Origin of the sequence: Pseudomonas sp. ICMP 460 (assembly GCF_002723595.1) — a bacterium.
Taxonomy (GTDB): domain Bacteria; phylum Pseudomonadota; class Gammaproteobacteria; order Pseudomonadales; family Pseudomonadaceae; genus Aquipseudomonas; species Aquipseudomonas kitaguniensis.
This window is the reverse complement of record NZ_LKBR01000019.1, coordinates 1-18,879: the sequence shown is the minus strand read 5'-3', so window position 1 is coordinate 18,879 and position 18,879 is coordinate 1. Positions and strand designations below refer to the sequence as shown.

Sequence of the window (18,879 nt, the reverse complement as noted above, 5' to 3'; positions counted from 1 at the left end):
CGCTGATCATTGCACCCGTCGCGTGCAAAAGCCCGATGAAAGCGAGGCCTTCATCGGGCTTCAAGTTGACCGCCGGGGCGATCACTGCATAAGGTCAGAAGTCCCAGCGGGTGCTGAACATTACGTTACGCGGCTCACCGTAGGCGGCCGAGTTATAGAAGCCCACGTTGGTGTAGTAGTTCGTGTCAAAGATGTTGTTGACGTTGACCGTCGCCGAGAGGTTCTTGGTGATCTGGTAGCGGGTCAACAGGTCCACCACCCAGTAGGATTTCTGGGTGATGTCCTGGTTTTTTTCGAGCGGCGAGTTATAGATCTCGTACCAGCCCTTGCTCTGCCAGCGCACGCCGCCACCGATGGTGAACTGGTCGAGGTTGCTCTTGAGCTTGTAGGTGGTGTTCAGGTTGACCTGATGCTCCGGCTCGAAGGTAGAGATTTTTTTGTTGTCTTCGTCGCGTACGATCTTGTGCGTGTAACCACCCTGTACTTGCCAGCCGGGGCTCAATTCCCCGGAGATTTCCGCTTCGTAGCCTTTGGTGACGGCCTTGGAACCCTTGAACGCATAGTTTTGCGGCGCCGGAGTCTGGTTGTTGTAGGCGTCGTCCGGGATAGCGCGATTGGTTTCATGCACCTCGAAATACGCAAGGCTGGTGTTCAGGCGGCCTTCAAAGAACTCGCCCTTGAGGCCGAATTCGTAGTTTTGCCCTTCGTCCGGCTCCAGCAGCGTTTCGTTGCGGTCTTTGTAAGTACTTTCCTGCGGTTGAAAAATATCGGTGTAGCTGGTGTACAGCGAGAAGTTGTCGTTGAGGTCGTAGATCACACCCGCATAAGGGATAAACCGGCCGGTTTCCTTGTACGACGGGTTGTTACCGGTAACGTGGTAGTTGGCGACACGGCCGCCGAGAATCACGTTGAGGTCATCCATCACGTTCAAGCGCGTGGTCACGTAGTAGCCGGTCTGGCGAATGGTGTCGTCGTTGTACTGTTGGGCCGGGCCATAAATCGGCTTGCTGATAGCGCCATTCCAGTTGTAGAAATCCACCTTGTTGCCATCTGGCCATTCCGGCGACCAATAACCCTTGCCCTGCCAGCGCGAGGTGCCGATCGAACCGCCCACCACCAGTTCATGGTCGCGGCCGAACAGGCTGAAAGGCCCGGTGGCATACAGGTCGGCCGAGGTGCTTTTGGTCTCGCCGGTGTACTTCTGCCCATTGATCTCTGCGGTGCCATCGGCTGCCGGCTGCACGAACTGGATAGAGCCGAGGTCGGCGTGGTAGCTGTTGATCTTGTGGTCGAGCTGGAACTTGGTGACCCAGCCGTCGCCGAGGTCATGCTCGAGCATAGCAAAGGCGGTGCGGGTGTTTTGCTCCCATGAACTCCAGCTGGTGCCGTTGTTGTAGGAGCGCGGCATCTTGTTGATGCTGCCGTCGTACTTCACCAGCGGGAAGGCACCGGACCAACTGGAGCCTTTCGGTGTGTTGTCCTGGTAGTCGAAGCCGACGGTCAGCATGGTGTCGGGCGACAGGTCGAATTCGGTGATGCCGTAGTAGGTTCCGGTCTTGCGCGAGTAGTGGTCCATAAAGGAATTTTTGTCTTGATACGCAGCCACTGCGCGCCCGCGAACATTGCCGCTGTCGGTCAGGGGGCCGCTGACATCGACTTCGCTGCGGTAGTTGTCCCACGAGCCCGCGCCCAGTTGTACATGGCCCTTGAACGCCGAGGTTGGCTTTTTGCGAACCAGGTTGATGGTCGCGCCCAGCGAACCGGCACCGTTAAGCAGGCCGGTTGAGCCCTTGAGTACTTCGACACGGTCGTAGATGGCCATGTCACTCAGGGTGTTGCCGGCCGAATAGCCGACGTTGCGCACGGTGGACGGGATGCCATCGTACTGGAAGCTGTTGACCGAGAAACCCCGCGAATAGTAGTTGGTGCGGTCGGTGTCATAGGCCGACACGGTGATGCCCGGCGTGTTGCGCATCACGTCATCGACGTTATTGAGGCCGAAGTCTTCGATGTGCTGGCGGGTAATCACCGTGATCGATTGCGGGGTTTGCCGAGGCGTCAGGGTCAGGCGTGTGGCCGTGGCAACGGTGCCCGGCGTATAGGAGCCGGAATCTTCGGTAATGTTGCCCAATACGTTTCCAGTCACCTGAGTCGGGCTCAGTTCCACCCCGGAGAAAGCGCCGGCTGCGGTCACGGTCAGCGCGTTGCCACTGAGGCTGTGGGTCGTTTCGGTGCCACCCAGCAAGGTATCAATGGCCTGCTGCGGCGCCATCTTGCCCTTGACCGCGCGGCTGTTCTTGCCCTGCACATCCCCCGGCGCATACAGCACCTGCACGTTGGTCTGACGACCGAATTCCTGCAGCGCGCTCCCCAGCGACTGCGCGGGAATATCCAGCTCGATCTCCTGCGCCTGTGCATAGCCTGCCACCGGCAGTGATAGCGCCAGGACCAGACCGCTCGCAGACAGGTTGATGTTCAGGGCCCGGCGCATGGATAGCGCTTTGCTTAGAGGGCTGAGACCGAGTCTTGCTGGCATGGATGCTTTCTCTTCTATGTTAAGTGGGCTGCTATGGGTGTTGATTGAGTTTAGTTCTCATTACCACTAGTGAGACGTTCCTACTTGGCAAAACCGGAAAAGAAATTTCAGGCGGGCTCCATCTCGTGCACCACCTGGCCGGCACGCAGGCGCACCAACTGGTCGGCGATGTCGAAATATCGGTCGTCGTGGCTGATCACGATGATGGTTTTGCCCAGCCGCTTGAGGTCCGGCAACAGCTCGGTGTAGAAGATGCGGCGGAAGGCCGGGTCCTGGTCGGCAGCCCATTCGTCAAACACCAGCACCGGGCGTTCTTCGAGCCACGCATTGACCAATGCGAGGCGCTTGCGTTGGCCGGTGGACAAGTCGGTGGTGCTGAACACGCCGTCCTTCACGCTGACCTTGTGCGCGATTTCCAGGCGTTCCAGGTATTTCGCGGCGCTGTCCAGGGACTGCGTGGCGCTGCCCTGTACCAGGTCGTCGAACAGGTAATAGTCGGAAAAGATCGTGGTGAACAGTTGGCGGTAATCGTCGCGCTCAGGGTCGGTCACGGCCTCGCCGTTGAGACGAATCTCGCCCGCCTGGGGCGTGTACAAACCCAGCAACAGCTTGATCAGGGTGGTTTTGCCGCTGCCGTTTTCGCCGACGATAAACACGATATCGCCTTGCTTGATGCTCAGGTTGATCGGCCCCAGGTGGAACGACTCGCTGCCCTCAACGGCTGGGGGGCTGTAGCTCACGCCGCGCAGTTCGAGGCTGTTGACCAGCGGTGTTGGCGCTTCGCTGTCATCCATCAGCAGGTGCGGTTCGGGGGAGGAGAAGCGCTGCGACAACTCGCTGATCCGGCCAAAGGCGATCTTGGCTTTACCCACCACCGGCAAATAGCCGAGCAAGTGTTCAAGCGGGCCTTTCATGTACAGCAGCACCAGCACGAAACCGGTGATCACGGTCGGGTCCGGGTTCGGCTTGTAGGCCTGCATCGCCAGGGCCAGGCCGATTACCACGAAGAACAGCATCGAGCCAAAGGTCTTGGCGAGGATGTAGATGTTGACCGAGCGCACCTGGATGTCGCTGATCAGGTCGGCGGTTTCCTGGATGCGGTGGGTGTTCATGCGAAAGCGCCGTGGCCGGTGCATGCGCAGTTCCTTGGCGCCGGAAGCGATCGCGTTGTAGTAACGCTGCAGTTCATCTTCGTGGCTGCGCGCCTGGTCGAAGCCCTGGATGCCCTTGCCGCCGGCGATAAACTGCACGGCGCTGCCAATAATAATCGCCACCACCATCATCAAAAACATCGGCACCGACAGATAGGCCAGGTAACCCAGGCAGCCGAGGGTGACCGTGGCGGCGATGGCCAGCGGCGTGAAGGCGAAGGAAAAATCGCTGATGGTGTCGACGTCATGCGTCAGCACCGGGATCAGGCGGTGCGAGCGGTAACGCTCGATTTGCCCGATGGGCGCCGACAGCACCTTTTCGCCGAGGTCTTTGCGCAAGGCGGCGATGATGCGTTGCCCGACGTAGTTGGTGCCGATGTCCGAAATGATCGAACTGAGCAGTGCCAGCACACACAGCGCCGCAAAGGTCAGCACCACGCCTTGGGTCATGCCGTTGGCCGAATGCAGGGCATTATTGATGGTGGCCAGCAGCAAGGTGATAGCCAGGCCTCCGACCATGCCCAATGCGACGGAGATCGTCACGAGGGTACGGAAGGGTCTGAGCAATGCGAGCAGACCATTAAAGGCGCCGCGCTTGGGGTCGGTCATAAATACTTCCCGGAGAGTGAAAAGAGGGGCTGGGCACACAGACCCTTACCCATGACAAACGAAGTGCTGCCGCGAGTATTTAGCGCGCTGTGCCCGACGGCAGTGGCGCGGGATAAATTGCCGAGGGTTTGGTTCGTTCTTGTGCTGTAGGCGCACGCGTATCGACGCCGCGCGCAGTTCATTCAGCGAGAGCGAAACAATGACGAAAAAGAACCTGGTGTATGTCTGGTCCCTGAGAAATGCCGCCGCCGACAAGGCCGGGCAGCCGGTGGCCTACAAGGACCACGAGCGCTACATGAAGTCGGTGCTGGAATTTCTGGTGGGGTCGCTGAACGACACGCTGCTGGGCGACGCCTATAACCTGGTCGGCGTGGTGTACGACGATGATGAACAGAACCCGCGTGACCAGCAGTTGGTGGCCGACTACGGCTTTGCCTACACGCCCGGCCGCCAGTGGCTATACCCGGCGGATTTGCAGGTGCAGGGCCAGCGGGTCAACGACCTGTTGCTGAGTGTGCCGTCGACCTACCGTCGCCTGCCGCGCGGCAGCGCTGCGCATATCGCCGGCAAGCAAGATTTTGAGCGGCGCCTGCACGATACGTTGGTGGAGTTGAAGGCCGACATCGTGGTGCTGGATGGTTTGCTGGTGATTCTGGATGAGCTGGTGCGGCCAGGGGCGCCGTTTGCGCGACGCATCATGAATATTCACCCGGGCATTACCCGGATCGAGTCGCCTTACGAGCGTCGCGGGGCATACGCCACCTGGAATGCGCTGTATGGCGCGCGTGGGCAAACGGTGGTGGACTGGGCGACCAAGGCAACCAGACCGTCGGAGCCGGTGTATTTGACCGGTGCGTCGTTCCACTATGTGGATAACGGTATCGACTCTGGCGAAGTGTTTCACGATGTGCTTAAAACCGAAATTTCGCCGCACGACACGATTCTTGAACTGCGCTGGAACAACTTCAACAACAGCCTGTTTCCGGCGTTGCATGAAGGGCTGGAATTGTTGGCTCGCAAGCACTAAAACAAGCAGGGTCAATTGTAGGGCGTGCTTGCTTGCGAAGGCGGCGCATCAGTCGATGCATAGGGTGACTGACACAGCGCGTTCGCGAGCAAGCCCGCTCTCACAGTTTGGACGGTGCCGGTCTTAGAGGTCGCGCACTACACGAAAGCCAATCCAGTCCCCGCGGGTCTGCGGGTAGATATTATTGCGGTTGCCCGAGCGCGAAAACACCGGCGCCTCGCCCCAGTCATTGCCGCGAATCTGATAACCCTCACATTTGGGTTCCATCCAGGCGCTGCCGTCAGTCGGCGCGCCGATGTAGTTTGGATGTTCGCAATCAGCTACCCGCTCATACACATTGCCATGCATGTCGTACAGGCCAAACGCGTTCGGCGCGTAACTGCCCACCGGCGAGGAATAACTGTAGCCATCCGCCGGCCCATAAGTGTTGGCATGCTCGGCGATGCTGTAACCCTTGCCCGCATCAAACGGGAACGGGAACGGCCCACTGGTACCGGCGCGCGCCGCGTACTCACGTTGGGCTTCGCTGACCATGTGATAGTGCTGGCCGGTCTTTTTCGACAGCCACGCCACGTACTGCTTGATGTCGTCCATGTCCATGCACACCGCCGGCTGACGTGGCCCTTGCGGGTAGCGCGGCTTGCTGGCGATGCATTCGCGGCCGGGGCGGGTGTCGCCATCGGCGATCTTCACGCCGGTCTGGCGAATGTAGCTGTCCCATTCGCCCGCGGTGATCTGAAAGCGGCTCATCGCAAACGCCTTGGCGAAGGTCACCGCATGCATCGGACCTTCGTCGGGTTCGCGGCCGACTTCGTCTTCCGGGGTGCCCATGGTGAACGTGCCGGCGGGCAGCACGACCATTTCCGGGCAGTCCTTGCAGTCCTTGAAAACCTTGCCCGGCTGTGGCGCGGCTGCCTGCGCAAGCTGTGGCAGCAGTGCACCGCACAGCGCGGTCAGCGCCAGGGCTGTCAAGGGTTTGAGTCGGGATGGATTCATGTAGGCATCTCGTTCAAAGAAAAAAGGGGGTGTCACAACTGCGCCGTCAACAAGGTCATGAAGCGCTGGATCTCATCCGGGCTGTTAAGCAGGCCGGGCGAGGTGCGGATCACCGGGCCGACATCGCGGTCCACCGCGTCGATCACCACGCGGTTTTTCATCATGCGGGTTACCACCGCTTCGCTGTCCTGGCCGTTGACCCGAAAGAAGCTGAAACCGGCCGACAGTTCAGGGCTGCGCGGTGTCACCAGTTCGACCTGCGGGTGCGCCAGCAACTGCTCTTTCAGTTCGGTGTTCAGTGCATGAATACGTGCCTGTACCTGCGCCTTGCCCACGTGCAGGTGCAACTTGAACGCCTCATCCGCCGCCCAGCGATGCTCGAACGCGTGGTAGCCGCCAGGGGTCATGGTGGTGGCGAAATTGGTGTCCTCGGAAAACGTCGGCACCATCGGCGTTACGTATTTGTTCTCGGCGTCACGCGCGCACACCAGGCCGGTGCCGCGCGGGCCAAACATCCATTTATGCGTGCCGGCAATAAAAAAGTCGCAGTGCATGGCCGGGAAATCGAGGTTTTCCACGCCAAAACCGTGCACGCCATCCACCACATACAGGATGCGGTCGTGGTCATCGCGGTCGCGGTTCTGTTCCTCGACAAGCTTGCCGATCTCGCCAATGGGCAGCTTCACGCCACTGCCGGACTGCACCCATGTCATGCCCAGCACGCGGGTAGTGGGGCGGATATTGCGCTTGATGTTGCCGAGGATTTCGTCGGCGGAGACACGGCTAGCCTGTTCGAACAAGCTGATCCGGCGCACCTGGGTGCCTTGCTTGAGCACGCGAAAATCCAGCACGTTTTGGGTCGCATAGTGCTCATGCACCGTGGTGAGAATTTCCTGGTCAGGCCGCAGCTTGATCCCGCCATAAATCATCGCCAGACCTTCGGAGGTGCTGCCGGTGAGGGCGATTTGCGGCGGCTGCGCGTTTAAATAGCGACCGGCCCACTCACGCACCTGGCCTTCACGTTTCCAGGTTTCCTCAAGGCCCCAGTCCATCGCCAGCCCAGGGTTGCGGTCGATCTGCTGGCGATAGCGCTCAATCGCCTCGCGCACCGGCTTGGGGTGCGAGGCCACCAGAAAGTTGGAGAAGTGCAGGTAGTCCGGGTCCTGGTTGAACAGTTGCTTGAAACCCGTCCATGGGTCGTTCGTCGCGGGCGCAGGGTTAGCGGCCATGGCCTGCGGCACGCGGGCTGCGCCCAACGGCAGGCTGGCGGCGAATACCCCCGCCTGTTTGAGAAATGTACGGCGGTCGGTCATCAACTGGCTTCCAGCGAGTCAGCGGTTAGCCAATGGCTTGGCGGCTTTTTGTACCTGGTCCCACACCCGCAGGAAGTTGCCGCCCCACAGCTTGGCGATGTCCGCTTCGGAGTAGCCACGCTGGATCAGCTCGGCGGTGACGTTGCGCACCTCGCCGACGTTCTCCCAGCCCTGAATGCCGCCGCCGTCATTGAAGTCCGACGAGATACCGACGTGATCGATACCGATCTTGCGCACCGTGTAGTCGATGGCATCGCCCCAATCCTTGAGGCTGGCCTTGGGTTCTTCTTCAAGAATGCCGTACAGCCCCTGCGCGTATTCGCCGAATTTTTGCTCGGGCCAGGCGGCAATGATCGCGTCGCCGGGCATCAAGGCCATGGCCAGGTTTGGCAGCGGCGGCAAATCAAAACGCGCGCGCAAGACATTGAGTTTGTCTTGGGTGGGCTGGCTCAGCGGGCGCAAATAGGCCGGGAAGGCCACCACCTGCACCACGCCGCCGCTGTTCTTGATCAGTTGCAATTCCTTGTCGCTGAGGTTGCGCGGGATGTCCACCGAGGCGCGCGGCGCCGAGTGCGACGCGACCATCGGCGTGCGGCTCAACTGCGCGACTTGCTCCAGCGCCTTGGTCGACATTTGCGACACGTCGATGATCACCCCCAGGTCATTCAGGCGCTGCACCGCTTGCTGGCCGATGGGCGACAGGCCTTCGAGGGCGTCGGTCGAATCATTGAAAAACGGCAGGGGGCGCGACGAGTCCGACCAGGCGTTGTTGCCGATGTAACTGAAGCCGAACATGCGCATGCCGCGCGCAGTCCACAGGTCGAGCTGGTCCAAGTCGTTGCCGAGCGGGTAGGCATTGAGCATGCTGATAAAGATCGCAAACTTGCCCTCGCCGTGCAGGCGCCTGAAGTCGTCCGGGGTGTAGGCGATGCCCACTTGGTTGGGGAAGTCGCGCACCATGCCGGAGATGATCGTGTAGCGCACCTCTTGCTCATGGCGGGCCTCTTCGACAAAGCCGTCAGTGGGCTTGTGCGGCGCGTTGGCACCGTTCCAGATTTCCGGCCAGCCGAAAATCGTCAGGGCTGCCCCCGACAAGCGCCCGCGTGCCGCCTTGGCCAGGTCGAACTGGCCGCTGCCATCTTTATCGGCCTCGTTGCCAGCCGTGCCGAAGTCCATGGGCACGGTGATATGGCTGTCGAATGACAGCAGGCGGTCCTGCATTTCGTTGGCCTGCTTGATCACCTCCAGCGGGTAGCCGGCATTGCCGCGAAACCAATGGTCCCAGACCAGCCAGCCAGCCCCGGCGCCGATGGCCAGTGCCAACGGCAGGCCGATGAACAGCGCCTTTTTCGAACGTGGTTTTGTCATTGCCATCTCAGTCAGTTGAGGCTTTTGCTCTGAGGAAGAACGAGCGATGGGCGGCGAAATTTAGGTGCTGCATCAGGCACAGCAGGCACACCGGTAAATTTATCGGCGGCGCCAACGTTCTAGCTCTGATCAAGCCGTTTCCTAAGGTAAACAATGACCATCTCTCGACGTGGGTTCATCGCAGGCCTGGCGCTGACAGGCGCTGCCGTGCCGGCGGCCTTTTATGCCCATCGCGAGCTGACGCGTGAACAAGCGTTGCCGATCACCCCGGGCGAAGCCACGGTGGAACTGGCCGACACCGCCGGCCAGCACCTGGCGAACACCCTGCGTGGCGTGTGGAGCCTGCGCCTGGAAGGTCGCGATACCGGCCTTAAAGGCTTGCCGCTGCAAGGCCTGGAGCTGCTGCTCGACATCGCCCCGCGTGGCCGTGGCCTGCGCGGTTATCTGGACACCGCCGCCAACCTGCGCGCCGACGGTGAGCCGCGCTACCGCGTACTCGGCGACCTGCTGACGGGCGAGGGCGCCTTGCTCTACTGGCGCCTGATCGACCGCGATGCGCCCGGCGGCGCACCGGCGTATGAATTCAAAATGAGCCTCGACGAAGTCTGGGCCGACTTCGGCAATGCCGGCAGCGGCACCCTCAGCGGGCAGATTTTCGACCTCGACCGACCCTTGGCCCTGACCGAGCTCGACAACCGCGTTGTCGCCCACAAGCACGTGTTTCCCGAAGCCCGTGAGCGTATCGGCCTCAATCCGACGCTGCTGGCCTGGCTGATCGCCCCCGAACACCGGCTGTTTCATCAGCTCTGGCACGCCACGCGTGACCAATGGCACAAGCTCTCTGAAGAAAAACGCGACGCCCTGCGCGGCATCGGCTGGCAGCCCGGCCCGCGTGGCCAGGAGCGGGATGCCCGGGGCAAGCGTAAAGACCGCAACGGTTCGGGTATCGACTTCTTTTTTATGCACCGGCACATGCTCGGCACAGCACGTTCGATGCAAGACTTGCCGTCGTGGCCGCAATTTCCCGAACCGCAGCCGGCGCTGGAGCGCGACCGCCAGGGTTTTGTGCGCTACTTCGACAACCATGACGGCTTTGCGCTGCCGCCCGCGTGGTCGGCGCCGGAGGATGGCGACTACACCCAGTGGGTCAGCGACATCAAGGCGGCCGAGACTTACCACAGCAACTTTCAGGTATGGGAGTCGCAATACCGCGATCCGCGCTACTTGGCCAAATTAACCTTGGGCCAGTTAGGCTCGGAAATGGAGCTGGGCCTGCACGACTGGCTGCACATGCGCTGGGCCTCGGTACCGCGTGACCCCTCCAACGGCGCACCGGTGCCCTTCGCCCGTGACCCGGCGGACTTTGCCGCGCGTTGGTATGCAGCCCAAAACGACTTCCTGGGCGACCCGTTTTCATCGCACGTGAACCCGGTGTTCTGGCACTTTCACGGCTGGATCGATGACCGCATCGAGGACTGGTTTCGCGCCCACGAGCGCTTCCATCCGGGCGCGGTCAGCCGGCTGCAGCTCAACGGCGTGGCCTGGTTTGCGCCGGGGCGATGGGTGGAAGTGGGCGACCCATGGCTGGGGCCGGACACGCATGGCTGCAGCACCACGCCGGGGTTGCAGATCGGGCGGTCGATGGAGATGGACCCGGAAACCATGAAGCTCGCGCTGCGCATTACATTCGCAGCCGAGGACGAGGGTTTGCAGGCGTTGTTCAAGCGAGTGCCGAAGCGCCCGTGGTACGCGCGGCACTTGAAGCTCAAGTAATACCCGGCACATTCGGCCAACGGTCTGCGACCAGAAACAGGCGTTCGGCTTCCTGCCAATCCTCGCCGTTCTGCACCAGGCGTACCAACAACTGCGCGGGCGCCAGCGGTTCCAGCGCCGCCAGCCACGCTTGCATCTGCGCCTCGCCCCACAGCTCACTTGGCGCGTAATGGGCCGGTGCCAACCACGCATGCCGGGGCAGCGGCTGCCAGCGGCCCGGCGCGCTGCCAGCCGCGAACGCCGGCCAATCACGCTGATGCAACCAGCGCCCGCGCAGGTGCTGCGGGTGCGCGCCGTGTGGGGCGGCAGCCTCGCCGGGCCACGGGTACAGCAAGTACCCGCCGAGCCACAAGTGCGCATCGAACTGCTGAATATCCAGCGCCGCCAAGGCTTCGCGGCTTTCCGCGCGCGCCGACATCGGCAGTTGGTGCTGGGCGAGGTGCGCCAGTTTGCGGTCCAGCCGGTCATTGCAGCCGGGGCCGAGCCATTGCGCGGTGTCCTGGCCATCGCCGTGCTGCGGGCCGAGGTAGAGTTTGATGGCCAGTTCCACATGGTGCACACCATCGCGATCACGCAACAGCATGTCCAGCTCGCCCAAGGTATGCCCGGCGCGACGGATCGGCAGGTTGGCGGCCAGCAACTCCACGCCTGGCGCCTGCTGCACGGCGAATTGCCACAGCTGCTCGTAATACACGCCCAGGCGTCGGCTGCGCGACAGGCTCAGCCATTGCTGCAAGGCACGGCTGTCCTGATCGAGTGCGCGTAACCACTGTTCCAGAGCATGCGGTGCCTGCACCCAGTCGCTGCCGGCCAGCGGATGGCGCTGCGGCCATGGTGTTTGTGCGAGCATCGGCGGGGCGAGTATCACCCACGCCAAATCACGCACCTGGGGGTGACGCAGTTGGCGGGGCAGGGCGTGCAAATCGGCGAACACGGTCATGCCTGCGAGCATAGCGGTTTAACCGCTGTACGGGTGGCTGAGAACCATTGTCATCCAGCCCCTGCGGCGACAAAGGGTTTTGCCTGGGGCGGCCTTTCGCCCATAATCGCTGTTTTTGGCCAGACCCCATTTCCGCAGGAGCCCCATGGAGCACTTTCGCAATATCGGCATTATCGGTCGCCTGGGCAGTACCCAGGTGCTGGACACCGTTCGCCGACTGAAAAAGTTTCTGCTCGAGCGCCACCTGCACGTGATCCTCGAAGACACAATTGCCGAGATCCTGCCGGGCCATGGCCTGCAAACCTCGTCGCGCAAGATGCTGGGCGAGGTCTGCGACATGGTCATTGTGGTCGGTGGCGATGGCAGCCTGCTCGGCGCGGCCAGGGCCTTGGCGCGGCACAACGTGCCGGTGCTCGGGATCAACCGCGGCAGCCTGGGGTTTCTGACCGATATACGCCCGGATGAGCTGGAAGTCGAAGTGGCCAAAGTGCTTGATGGCCATTACCTGGTGGAAAACCGCTTCCTGCTGCAAGCCGAAGTGCGCCGCCATGGCGAAGCTATTGGGCAGGGCGATGCCCTGAATGACGTGGTGCTGCACCCCGGCAAGTCCACGCGGATGATCGAGTTCGAGCTGTATATCGACGGCCAGTTTGTGTGCAGCCAAAAGGCCGACGGCCTGATCGTCGCCACGCCGACCGGCTCCACCGCGTATGCGCTGTCGGCGGGCGGGCCGATCATGCACCCCAAGCTGGACGCCATTGTGATCGTGCCGATGTACCCCCATATGTTGTCGAGCAGGCCCATCGTGGTCGACGGCAACAGTGAGCTGAAAATCGTGGTGTCCAAAGACATGCAGATTTACCCGCAAGTCTCCTGTGACGGGCAGAACCATTTCACCTGCGCGCCCGGTGACACCATCACCGTGAGTAAAAAGGCGCAGAAACTGCGGCTGATTCACCCGCTCGACCACAACTACTACGAAGTGTGCCGGACCAAGTTGGGCTGGGGCAGCCGCTTGGGGGGTGGAGGCGACTGATGCTCGATCCCGCGCGTAGCTACGACCTGATTGGTGACGTGCATGGTTGCGCTCATACGCTTGAGCATTTACTCGAGCAATTGGGCTACCACAAGCAGGGCGGCACCTGGCGGCACCCGTCGCGCATGGCGGTGTTCCTCGGCGATATTATCGACCGTGGCCCACGCATTCGCGAGGCGCTGCATATTGTTCATGACATGGCTGAGGCCGGTCAGGCGCTGTGCATCATGGGGAACCACGAGTTCAATGCCCTGGGCTGGAGCACACCGGCGCCGCCGGGCAGTGGCAAGCAATTTGTGCGCGAGCACAACCCCCGCCATGCGCGGTTGATCCACGAAACCCTGAGCCAATTCGAACAGCACCCGGCTGACTGGCAAGCCTTCCTCGGCTGGTTCTACGACATGCCGCTGTTTGTCGACGCCGGGCGCTTTCGTGTGGTGCACGCCTGCTGGGACGACGTCTTTATTGCGCCATTGCGCGCGACCTTCGCGGATGGCTGCATAGATCAGCATTTTGTGCAGGCCGCCGCCGTGCCGGGCAGCTTTGCTTGCAATGCGTTCGACCGGCTGCTGCGCGGCACCGACATGCGCCTTCCGGACGGCTTGACGCTGACCGGCGGCGATGGCCTGACGCGCTCGTTCTTTCGCACCAAGTTCTGGGAAGACGACCCGAAAACCTACGGCGACATCGTCTTCCAGCCCGACGCATTGCCGGAGCCGGTGGCGCGCACGCCGCTGTCGTCGACGGAGAAAAATTCGCTGCTGCGCTATGGCGTCGACGAGCCGTTGTTGTTCGTCGGCCATTACTGGCGCAGCGGCAAACCGGCGCCGATTCGCAACAACCTGGCGTGCCTGGACTACAGCGCGGTGCTGTACGGCAAGCTGGTGGCGTACCGGCTCGACCAGGAAACGCAACTGGATCCACGTAAATTTGTATGGGTCGACGTCGAGCGACCCGAGGTCATTGCACCCGAGGTTATAAAATGAGCACCGTGGCCGTATTGCGCTTGCCCCTGAGCGTCGACCTGGCGGGTTTCGTCAAGCTGCTGCAACGCATGCAAGTGCCGCATCGCGTCAGCGAAGAAGCTGGCGAGCAAGTGTTATGGGTGCCCGACAGCATTAGCGACGACGTGCGCGTGTTGTACCAGCGCTTTCCCGCCGGTGACCCGGACCAGCAACTGGATATTCCCGAACAAGCGGCGATCACACGGCCGAGTTTTGTTCAGCAGGTGCGGCATAGCCCGGTGACGGCGTTGGTGCTGCTGGCGAGCCTTATCGTCGGCGCGGTGACGTTACTCGGTGAAAACCTGCAAGCCATCGCCTGGCTGACGTTCCTGCCGTTCCGGGTGATGGGCGAATACATTCAGTTCACGCCGTTCGCCGACATGTTGGCGTCCGGGCAGTGGTGGCGGTTGGTCACGCCGATGCTGATCCATTTCGGCATCCTGCACCTGGCCATGAACGGCATGTGGTACTGGGAACTGGGCCGGCGCATTGAAGCGCGTCAGGGCAGTATCAACCTGCTGGGCTTGACGTTGTTATTCAGCCTGGTCTCCAATTACGCTCAATATGCCTACGGCGGCCCCGGACTTTTCGGTGGGTTGTCCGGCGTGTTGTATGGTCTGCTCGGGCATTGCTGGATCTTCCAGTTATTGTCGCCCAACCCCGCCTATCGCTTGCCCCGTGGGGTCTTGGTGATGATGCTGGTGTGGCTGGTGCTGTGCCTGTCGGGGCTGGTCTCGATGATCGGTTTCGGCGAAATCGCCAACGCGGCCCATGTCGGCGGGTTGGTTATCGGTTGCCTCACAGGCTTGCTGGGCGGGCTGTATAACCGTCGCAAAGCGGCTATTTGATAAGGAAGAGTCTTATGTCCTCTTTTGTTGAAATGATCGAAAACATCACCCCGGACATCTACGAGAGCCTCAAGCTCGCCGTCGAAATCGGCAAGTGGTCGGATGGCCGCAAGCTCACTGCCGAGCAGCGTGAATTATCCTTGCAAGCGATGATCGCCTGGGAACTGCAGAACCTGCCGGAAGAGCAGCGCACCGGCTACATGGGCCCGCAGGAATGCGCGTCCAAATCGGCGCCGGTGCCGAACATTCTGTTCAAGTCGGACGCGATCCATTGATTGAAATTGGTCGCGGTGCAGTCAGCAAAATGTCGGCGCAACTGGGTCAGCCGACTGTTCAATATGCGTTTCGTCTGGGCGACACCGAGGTGCCGGTCAACCCGTTGATCGGCACGCACGTGCGCCTGGAGTTTTTGGGTGCGATTCACTGCAGCCACTGCGGGCGCAAGACCAAAACCAGTTTCAGCCAGGGTTATTGCTACCCGTGCATGACCAAACTGGCCCAGTGTGACCTGTGCATCATGAGCCCCGAGCGTTGCCACTACGACGCCGGCACCTGCCGTGATCCGGGCTGGGGCGAGCAGTTTTGCATGACTGACCATGTGGTCTATTTGGCCAACTCCTCGGGGGTCAAGGTTGGCATTACTCGTGCTACTCAGTTGCCGACGCGCTGGCTTGATCAGGGCGCGAGCCAAGCGTTGCCGATCATGCGCGTTGCGACTCGTCAGCAATCCGGGTTCGTCGAAGACCTGTTCCGCAGCCAAGTGGCCGACAAGACCAACTGGCGCGCACTGCTTAAGGGCGATGCACAGTCGGTCGACCTCAAACAGGTGCGCGATGAACTGTTCGCGTCTTGCGCCGAAGGCTTGTTGAGTTTGCAGGAACGCTTTGGCCTGCAGGCCATCCAAACAATTGCCGACATCGATCCGATCGAAATTCGCTACCCGGTAGAGCAATATCCCACAAAGATAGTCAGCTTCAACCTGGACAAGAACCCGATTGCCGAAGGTACGCTGCTGGGGATCAAGGGCCAATACCTGATCTTCGACACCGGCGTAATCAACATTCGCAAGTACACGGCCTACCAGCTCGCCGTGCATCAGTAGAAGGACGAAGACATGCGTACCGAACAGCCGAAGATGATTTACCTGAAGGACTATCAGGCGCCGGACTACCTGATCGAGGAAACGCACCTGACCTTCGAGCTGTTCGAAGACCACAGCCTGGTCCACGCGCAGTTGGTGATGCGCCGCAACCCAGAGCGCGGCGCCGGTTTGCCGCCGCTGGTGCTGGACGGCCAGCAGCTTGAGCTGCTCAGCGTGAACCTTGCCGATCACGCGCTGACGGCTGACGACTATCAGTTGACTGACAGCCACCTGACCGTGCACCCGACGAGTACGACGTTTACCCTCGATACCACGGTTAAAATTCACCCGGAAACCAACACCGCGCTGGAAGGCCTGTACAAATCCAGCGGCATGTTTTGCACCCAGTGCGAGGCCGAAGGCTTCCGCAAGATTACCTACTACCTTGACCGTCCGGACGTGATGAGCACGTTCACCACCACCGTGATCGCCGAGCAACACCGCTACCCGGTGCTGCTGTCCAACGGCAACCCGATTGCCAGCGGCCCCGGTGAAGACGGCCGCCACTGGGCGACGTGGGAAGACCCGTTCAAAAAACCCGCTTACCTGTTCGCGCTGGTGGCCGGTGATTTGTGGTGCGTTGAAGACACGTTCACCACCATGACCCAGCGTGAAGTGGCGCTGCGCATCTATGTCGAGCCAGAGAACATCGACAAGTGCCAGCACGCGATGAACAGCCTGAAAAAATCCATGCGCTGGGACGAAGAAACCTACGGCCGCGAGTATGACCTCGACATCTTCATGATCGTTGCGGTGAACGACTTCAACATGGGCGCGATGGAAAACAAGGGCCTGAATATCTTCAACTCCAGCGCCGTGCTGGCCCGCGCCGAAACCGCCACCGACGCCGCGCACCAGCGGGTTGAGGCGATTGTCGCGCACGAATACTTCCACAACTGGTCGGGCAACCGCGTGACCTGCCGCGACTGGTTCCAGCTGTCGCTGAAAGAAGGCTTTACGGTGTTCCGTGACGCGGGTTTCTCCGCTGACATGAACTCGGCCACGGTCAAGCGCATCCAGGACGTGGCCTACCTGCGCACTCACCAGTTCGCCGAAGACGCAGGGCCGATGGCTCACGCCGTGCGCCCAGACAGCTTCATCGAGATTTCCAACTTCTACACCCTGACCGTGTATGAAAAGGGCTCGGAAGTGGTCGGCATGCTTCACACCTTGCTCGGCGCCGAAGGTTTCCGCAAAGGCAGCGACCTGTACTTTGAGCGCCATGACGGCCAGGCCGTGACCTGCGACGATTTCATCAAGGCCATGGAAGACGCGAACGGCGCCGACCTGACCCAGTTCAAACGCTGGTACAGCCAGGCCGGTACGCCGCGCCTGGCCGTCAGCGAGTCTTACGACGCAGCCGCCAAGACCTACAGCCTGACCTTCCGCCAGAGTTGCCCGGAAACCCCGGACAAGGTCGAAAAACTGCCTTTCGTGATTCCGGTGGCAGTGGGCTTGCTGGACGCTGCGGGCGCCGGCATCGCCTTGCGTCTGGCTGGTGAAGCGGCCGCTGGCGACACCTCGCGAGTGATCTCGGTGACCGACGCCGAGCAGACCTTCACCTTTGTTGATGTCGCCGAACAGCCGTTGCCTTCACTGCTGCGTGGCTTCTCGGCGCCGGTGAAACTGAGCTTCCCGTACAACCGCGATCAACTGATGTTCCTGATGCAGCACGACAGCGACGGCTTCAACCGTTGGGACGCCGGCCAGCAATTGTCGGTGCAGGTGTTGCAGGAACTGATCGGCCAGCATCAGCAGGGCCAAGCGTTGAAGCTTGACCAGCGACTGATCACGGCATTGCGCAGCGTGCTCCGCGATCAAAACCTGGACCAGGCGATGGTCGCCGAAATGCTCTCGTTGCCGGGTGAAGCCTACCTCACCGAAATCAGCGAAGTAGCGGACGTTGACGCGATCCACGCTGCTCGCGAGTTTGCGCGCAAGCAACTGGCAGACAACCTGCACGAAGAGCTGTGGTTGCGCTACCAGGCCAATCGCGACCTGTCCAAGCAAACCCCTTACGTGGCAGCGGCTGAGCATTTCGCCCGTCGCGCGTTGCAGAACATCGCGCTGTCGTACCTGATGCTCAGCGGCAAACCTGAAGTGCTGGCAGCCACACTGGAGCAGTTCGACACCAGCGACAACATGACCGAGCGCCTGACCGCGTTGGCGGTGCTGGTCAATTCGCCGTTCGAGGCGGAAAAGGCCCAGGCGTTGGCGGTGTTTGCCGAAAACTTCAAGGACAACCCGCTGGTCATGGACCAATGGTTCAGCGTACAGGCCGGCAGCACCTTGCCAGGCGGGCTGGAACGGGTCAAAGCGCTGATGCAGCACCCTGCGTTCACGATCAAGAACCCGAACAAGGTGCGTGCGCTGGTCGGCGCGTTTGCCGGGCAAAACCTGATCAATTTCCATGCCGACGATGGCTCGGGCTATCGCTTCCTGGCGGACCTGGTGATCCAGCTCAATGGTTTCAACCCACAGATCGCGTCGCGCCAGTTGGCGCCGCTGACCCGCTGGCGTAAATACGACAGCGCCCGGCAGGCGTTGATGAGGGCCGAACTGGAGCGCATTCGTGCGTCCGGCGAGCTGTCGAGCGATGTGTTTGAAGTGGTCAGCAAGAGCCTTGCGTAAGTTAAGCGTTTAAGAAAAACGGCCTGAAAAGGTCGTTTTTTTTGGCCTCCTCACGGCATCGCGGTAAAGACGCAAACCACAACGCTGATTGGATGGATGCCGTCCCACGCCGTTCTGTGTGGGTTCAGATCATCGAATCAATATCAAACGGGTACGGCGCGCCGGGCGTATAACCTGACAGTGAGGCCATAAATTCCTCGTCGCTCAAGACCGCAGCGGGCGCCATGGCCAGTTGTTCAGCCCGCGTATTTTCCGCGTGAGCCTGCCAGCGCAGCAGGCTGTCTGCGAGTGCTTCCGTATCTTCTGAAAGCAAGCCGTAGACGGTGGCAGCGGTCACCTTCTCATAACGCAACGTAGCCAAGCGGTCACGGGTTTGTTGCACTTTATGGGTTTCTCGACTGAACGCTTCAACCGTAGGTTCGTGGCTTTCGCGGTATTTATCGCCACGCGCGTACAGGTCTCGGCGGCGGAGGAACAACTGTTGGTTAATGCGGATCAGAGCAGCG

At 61.1% G+C, this 18,879-nt stretch carries 14 protein-coding genes and 1 pseudogene; 8 read left to right on the top strand and 7 right to left on the bottom strand.

The window, feature by feature from the left end; all coding sequences use genetic code 11:
- Nucleotides 1–94 precede the first annotated feature (94 nt).
- Complete coding sequence (locus AO240_RS14810) at nt 95–2,491, bottom strand: TonB-dependent siderophore receptor (protein ID WP_371918631.1); 2,397 nt, start codon at nt 2,489–2,491, stop codon at nt 95–97.
- Between the two features lie 152 nt (nt 2,492–2,643).
- The gene (locus AO240_RS14805) at nt 2,644–4,296 is read right to left on the bottom strand and encodes a cyclic peptide export ABC transporter (RefSeq protein WP_099237091.1); all 1,653 of its coding nucleotides are present in this window, start codon (nt 4,294–4,296) and stop codon (nt 2,644–2,646) included.
- Nucleotides 4,297–4,495: 199 nt separating this feature from the next.
- Here AO240_RS14805 and AO240_RS14800 point away from each other — a divergent pair, with 199 nt between their 5' ends.
- Nucleotides 4,496–5,323, top strand: a complete 828-nt coding sequence (locus AO240_RS14800; RefSeq protein WP_099237090.1) for a N(5)-hydroxyornithine transformylase PvdF — start codon at nt 4,496–4,498, stop codon at nt 5,321–5,323.
- 123 nt (nt 5,324–5,446) lie between these two features.
- On the opposite strand, the gene AO240_RS14795 is transcribed toward AO240_RS14800, so the two are convergent.
- The 3 genes from AO240_RS14795 to pvdM are packed head-to-tail and all read right to left on the bottom strand — an operon-like array spanning nt 5,447 to nt 9,000.
- Complete coding sequence (locus AO240_RS14795) at nt 5,447–6,319, bottom strand: formylglycine-generating enzyme family protein (protein ID WP_099237089.1); 873 nt, start codon at nt 6,317–6,319, stop codon at nt 5,447–5,449.
- Nucleotides 6,320–6,351: 32 nt separating this feature from the next.
- On the bottom strand, nt 6,352–7,632 hold the full coding sequence (locus AO240_RS14790) for an aminotransferase class V-fold PLP-dependent enzyme (protein WP_099237088.1): 1,281 nt from the start codon (nt 7,630–7,632) through the stop codon (nt 6,352–6,354).
- Nucleotides 7,633–7,650: 18 nt separating this feature from the next.
- Nucleotides 7,651–9,000, bottom strand: a complete 1,350-nt coding sequence (gene pvdM, locus AO240_RS14785) for a pyoverdine-tailoring dipeptidase-like protein PvdM (protein WP_058415019.1) — start codon at nt 8,998–9,000, stop codon at nt 7,651–7,653.
- Between the two features lie 153 nt (nt 9,001–9,153).
- Between pvdM and AO240_RS14780 the strand changes: the two genes are divergently transcribed.
- Nucleotides 9,154–10,773 (top strand): PvdJ/PvdD/PvdP-like protein, encoded by a 1,620-nt coding sequence (locus AO240_RS14780; protein ID WP_099237087.1) that lies wholly within the window; start codon nt 9,154–9,156, stop codon nt 10,771–10,773.
- On the opposite strand, the gene AO240_RS14775 is transcribed toward AO240_RS14780, so the two are convergent.
- On the bottom strand, nt 10,766–11,713 hold the full coding sequence (locus AO240_RS14775; protein ID WP_099237086.1) for a DUF1853 family protein: 948 nt from the start codon (nt 11,711–11,713) through the stop codon (nt 10,766–10,768). The genes AO240_RS14780 and AO240_RS14775 overlap by 8 nt on opposite strands.
- Before the next feature lie 145 nt (nt 11,714–11,858).
- On the opposite strand from AO240_RS14775, the gene AO240_RS14770 reads away from it, so the two are divergent.
- Genes AO240_RS14770 through pepN form a run of 6 tightly spaced genes read left to right on the top strand, consistent with a single transcriptional unit; the run spans nt 11,859 to nt 18,373 of the window.
- On the top strand, nt 11,859–12,749 hold the full coding sequence (locus AO240_RS14770) for an NAD(+) kinase (RefSeq protein ID WP_003190745.1): 891 nt from the start codon (nt 11,859–11,861) through the stop codon (nt 12,747–12,749).
- Nucleotides 12,749–13,735: a metallophosphoesterase gene (locus AO240_RS14765; protein ID WP_099237085.1), complete on the top strand. Its 987-nt coding sequence runs from the start codon at nt 12,749–12,751 to the stop codon at nt 13,733–13,735. Before AO240_RS14770 ends, AO240_RS14765 begins: the two co-directional genes overlap by 1 nt.
- On the top strand, nt 13,732–14,601 hold the full coding sequence (locus AO240_RS14760; protein ID WP_099237084.1) for a rhomboid family intramembrane serine protease: 870 nt from the start codon (nt 13,732–13,734) through the stop codon (nt 14,599–14,601). Before AO240_RS14765 ends, AO240_RS14760 begins: the two co-directional genes overlap by 4 nt.
- 14 nt (nt 14,602–14,615) lie before the next feature.
- Nucleotides 14,616–14,876, top strand: coding sequence for a YeaC family protein (locus tag AO240_RS14755; RefSeq protein WP_058415014.1), 261 nt, complete (start codon nt 14,616–14,618; stop codon nt 14,874–14,876).
- Entirely contained in the window at nt 14,873–15,703 is an 831-nt protein-coding gene (locus tag AO240_RS14750) for a DUF2797 domain-containing protein (protein ID WP_172979411.1), read from the top strand. Before AO240_RS14755 ends, AO240_RS14750 begins: the two co-directional genes overlap by 4 nt.
- A gap of 12 nt (nt 15,704–15,715) precedes the next feature.
- Nucleotides 15,716–18,373, top strand: coding sequence for an aminopeptidase N (gene pepN / locus AO240_RS14745; protein ID WP_099237083.1), 2,658 nt, complete (start codon nt 15,716–15,718; stop codon nt 18,371–18,373).
- Between the two features lie 124 nt (nt 18,374–18,497).
- Here the strand turns inward: pepN and AO240_RS28550 are convergent.
- A pseudogene (locus tag AO240_RS28550) lies at nt 18,498–18,879 on the bottom strand (lipase family protein); the annotation flags it as partial.

Bases quoted from the DNA above. Each gene is read 5' to 3' on its own strand.
- pvdM (WP_058415019.1), bottom strand. From the start codon at position 9,000: ATGACAAAACCACGTTCGAAAAAGGCGCTGTTCATCGGCCTGCCGTTG.
- AO240_RS14810 (WP_371918631.1), bottom strand. From the start codon at position 2,491: ATGCGCCGGGCCCTGAACATCAACCTGTCTGCGAGCGGTCTGGTCCTG.
- AO240_RS14765 (WP_099237085.1), top strand. From the start codon at position 12,749: ATGCTCGATCCCGCGCGTAGCTACGACCTGATTGGTGACGTGCATGGT.
- AO240_RS14770 (WP_003190745.1), top strand. From the start codon at position 11,859: ATGGAGCACTTTCGCAATATCGGCATTATCGGTCGCCTGGGCAGTACC.
- AO240_RS14790 (WP_099237088.1), bottom strand. From the start codon at position 7,632: ATGACCGACCGCCGTACATTTCTCAAACAGGCGGGGGTATTCGCCGCC.
- AO240_RS14760 (WP_099237084.1), top strand. From the start codon at position 13,732: ATGAGCACCGTGGCCGTATTGCGCTTGCCCCTGAGCGTCGACCTGGCG.
- AO240_RS14775 (WP_099237086.1), bottom strand. From the start codon at position 11,713: ATGACCGTGTTCGCCGATTTGCACGCCCTGCCCCGCCAACTGCGTCAC.
- pepN (WP_099237083.1), top strand. From the start codon at position 15,716: ATGCGTACCGAACAGCCGAAGATGATTTACCTGAAGGACTATCAGGCG.
- AO240_RS14780 (WP_099237087.1), top strand. From the start codon at position 9,154: ATGACCATCTCTCGACGTGGGTTCATCGCAGGCCTGGCGCTGACAGGC.
- AO240_RS14800 (WP_099237090.1), top strand. From the start codon at position 4,496: ATGACGAAAAAGAACCTGGTGTATGTCTGGTCCCTGAGAAATGCCGCC.
- AO240_RS14755 (WP_058415014.1), top strand. From the start codon at position 14,616: ATGTCCTCTTTTGTTGAAATGATCGAAAACATCACCCCGGACATCTAC.
- AO240_RS14795 (WP_099237089.1), bottom strand. From the start codon at position 6,319: ATGAATCCATCCCGACTCAAACCCTTGACAGCCCTGGCGCTGACCGCG.
- AO240_RS14805 (WP_099237091.1), bottom strand. From the start codon at position 4,296: ATGACCGACCCCAAGCGCGGCGCCTTTAATGGTCTGCTCGCATTGCTC.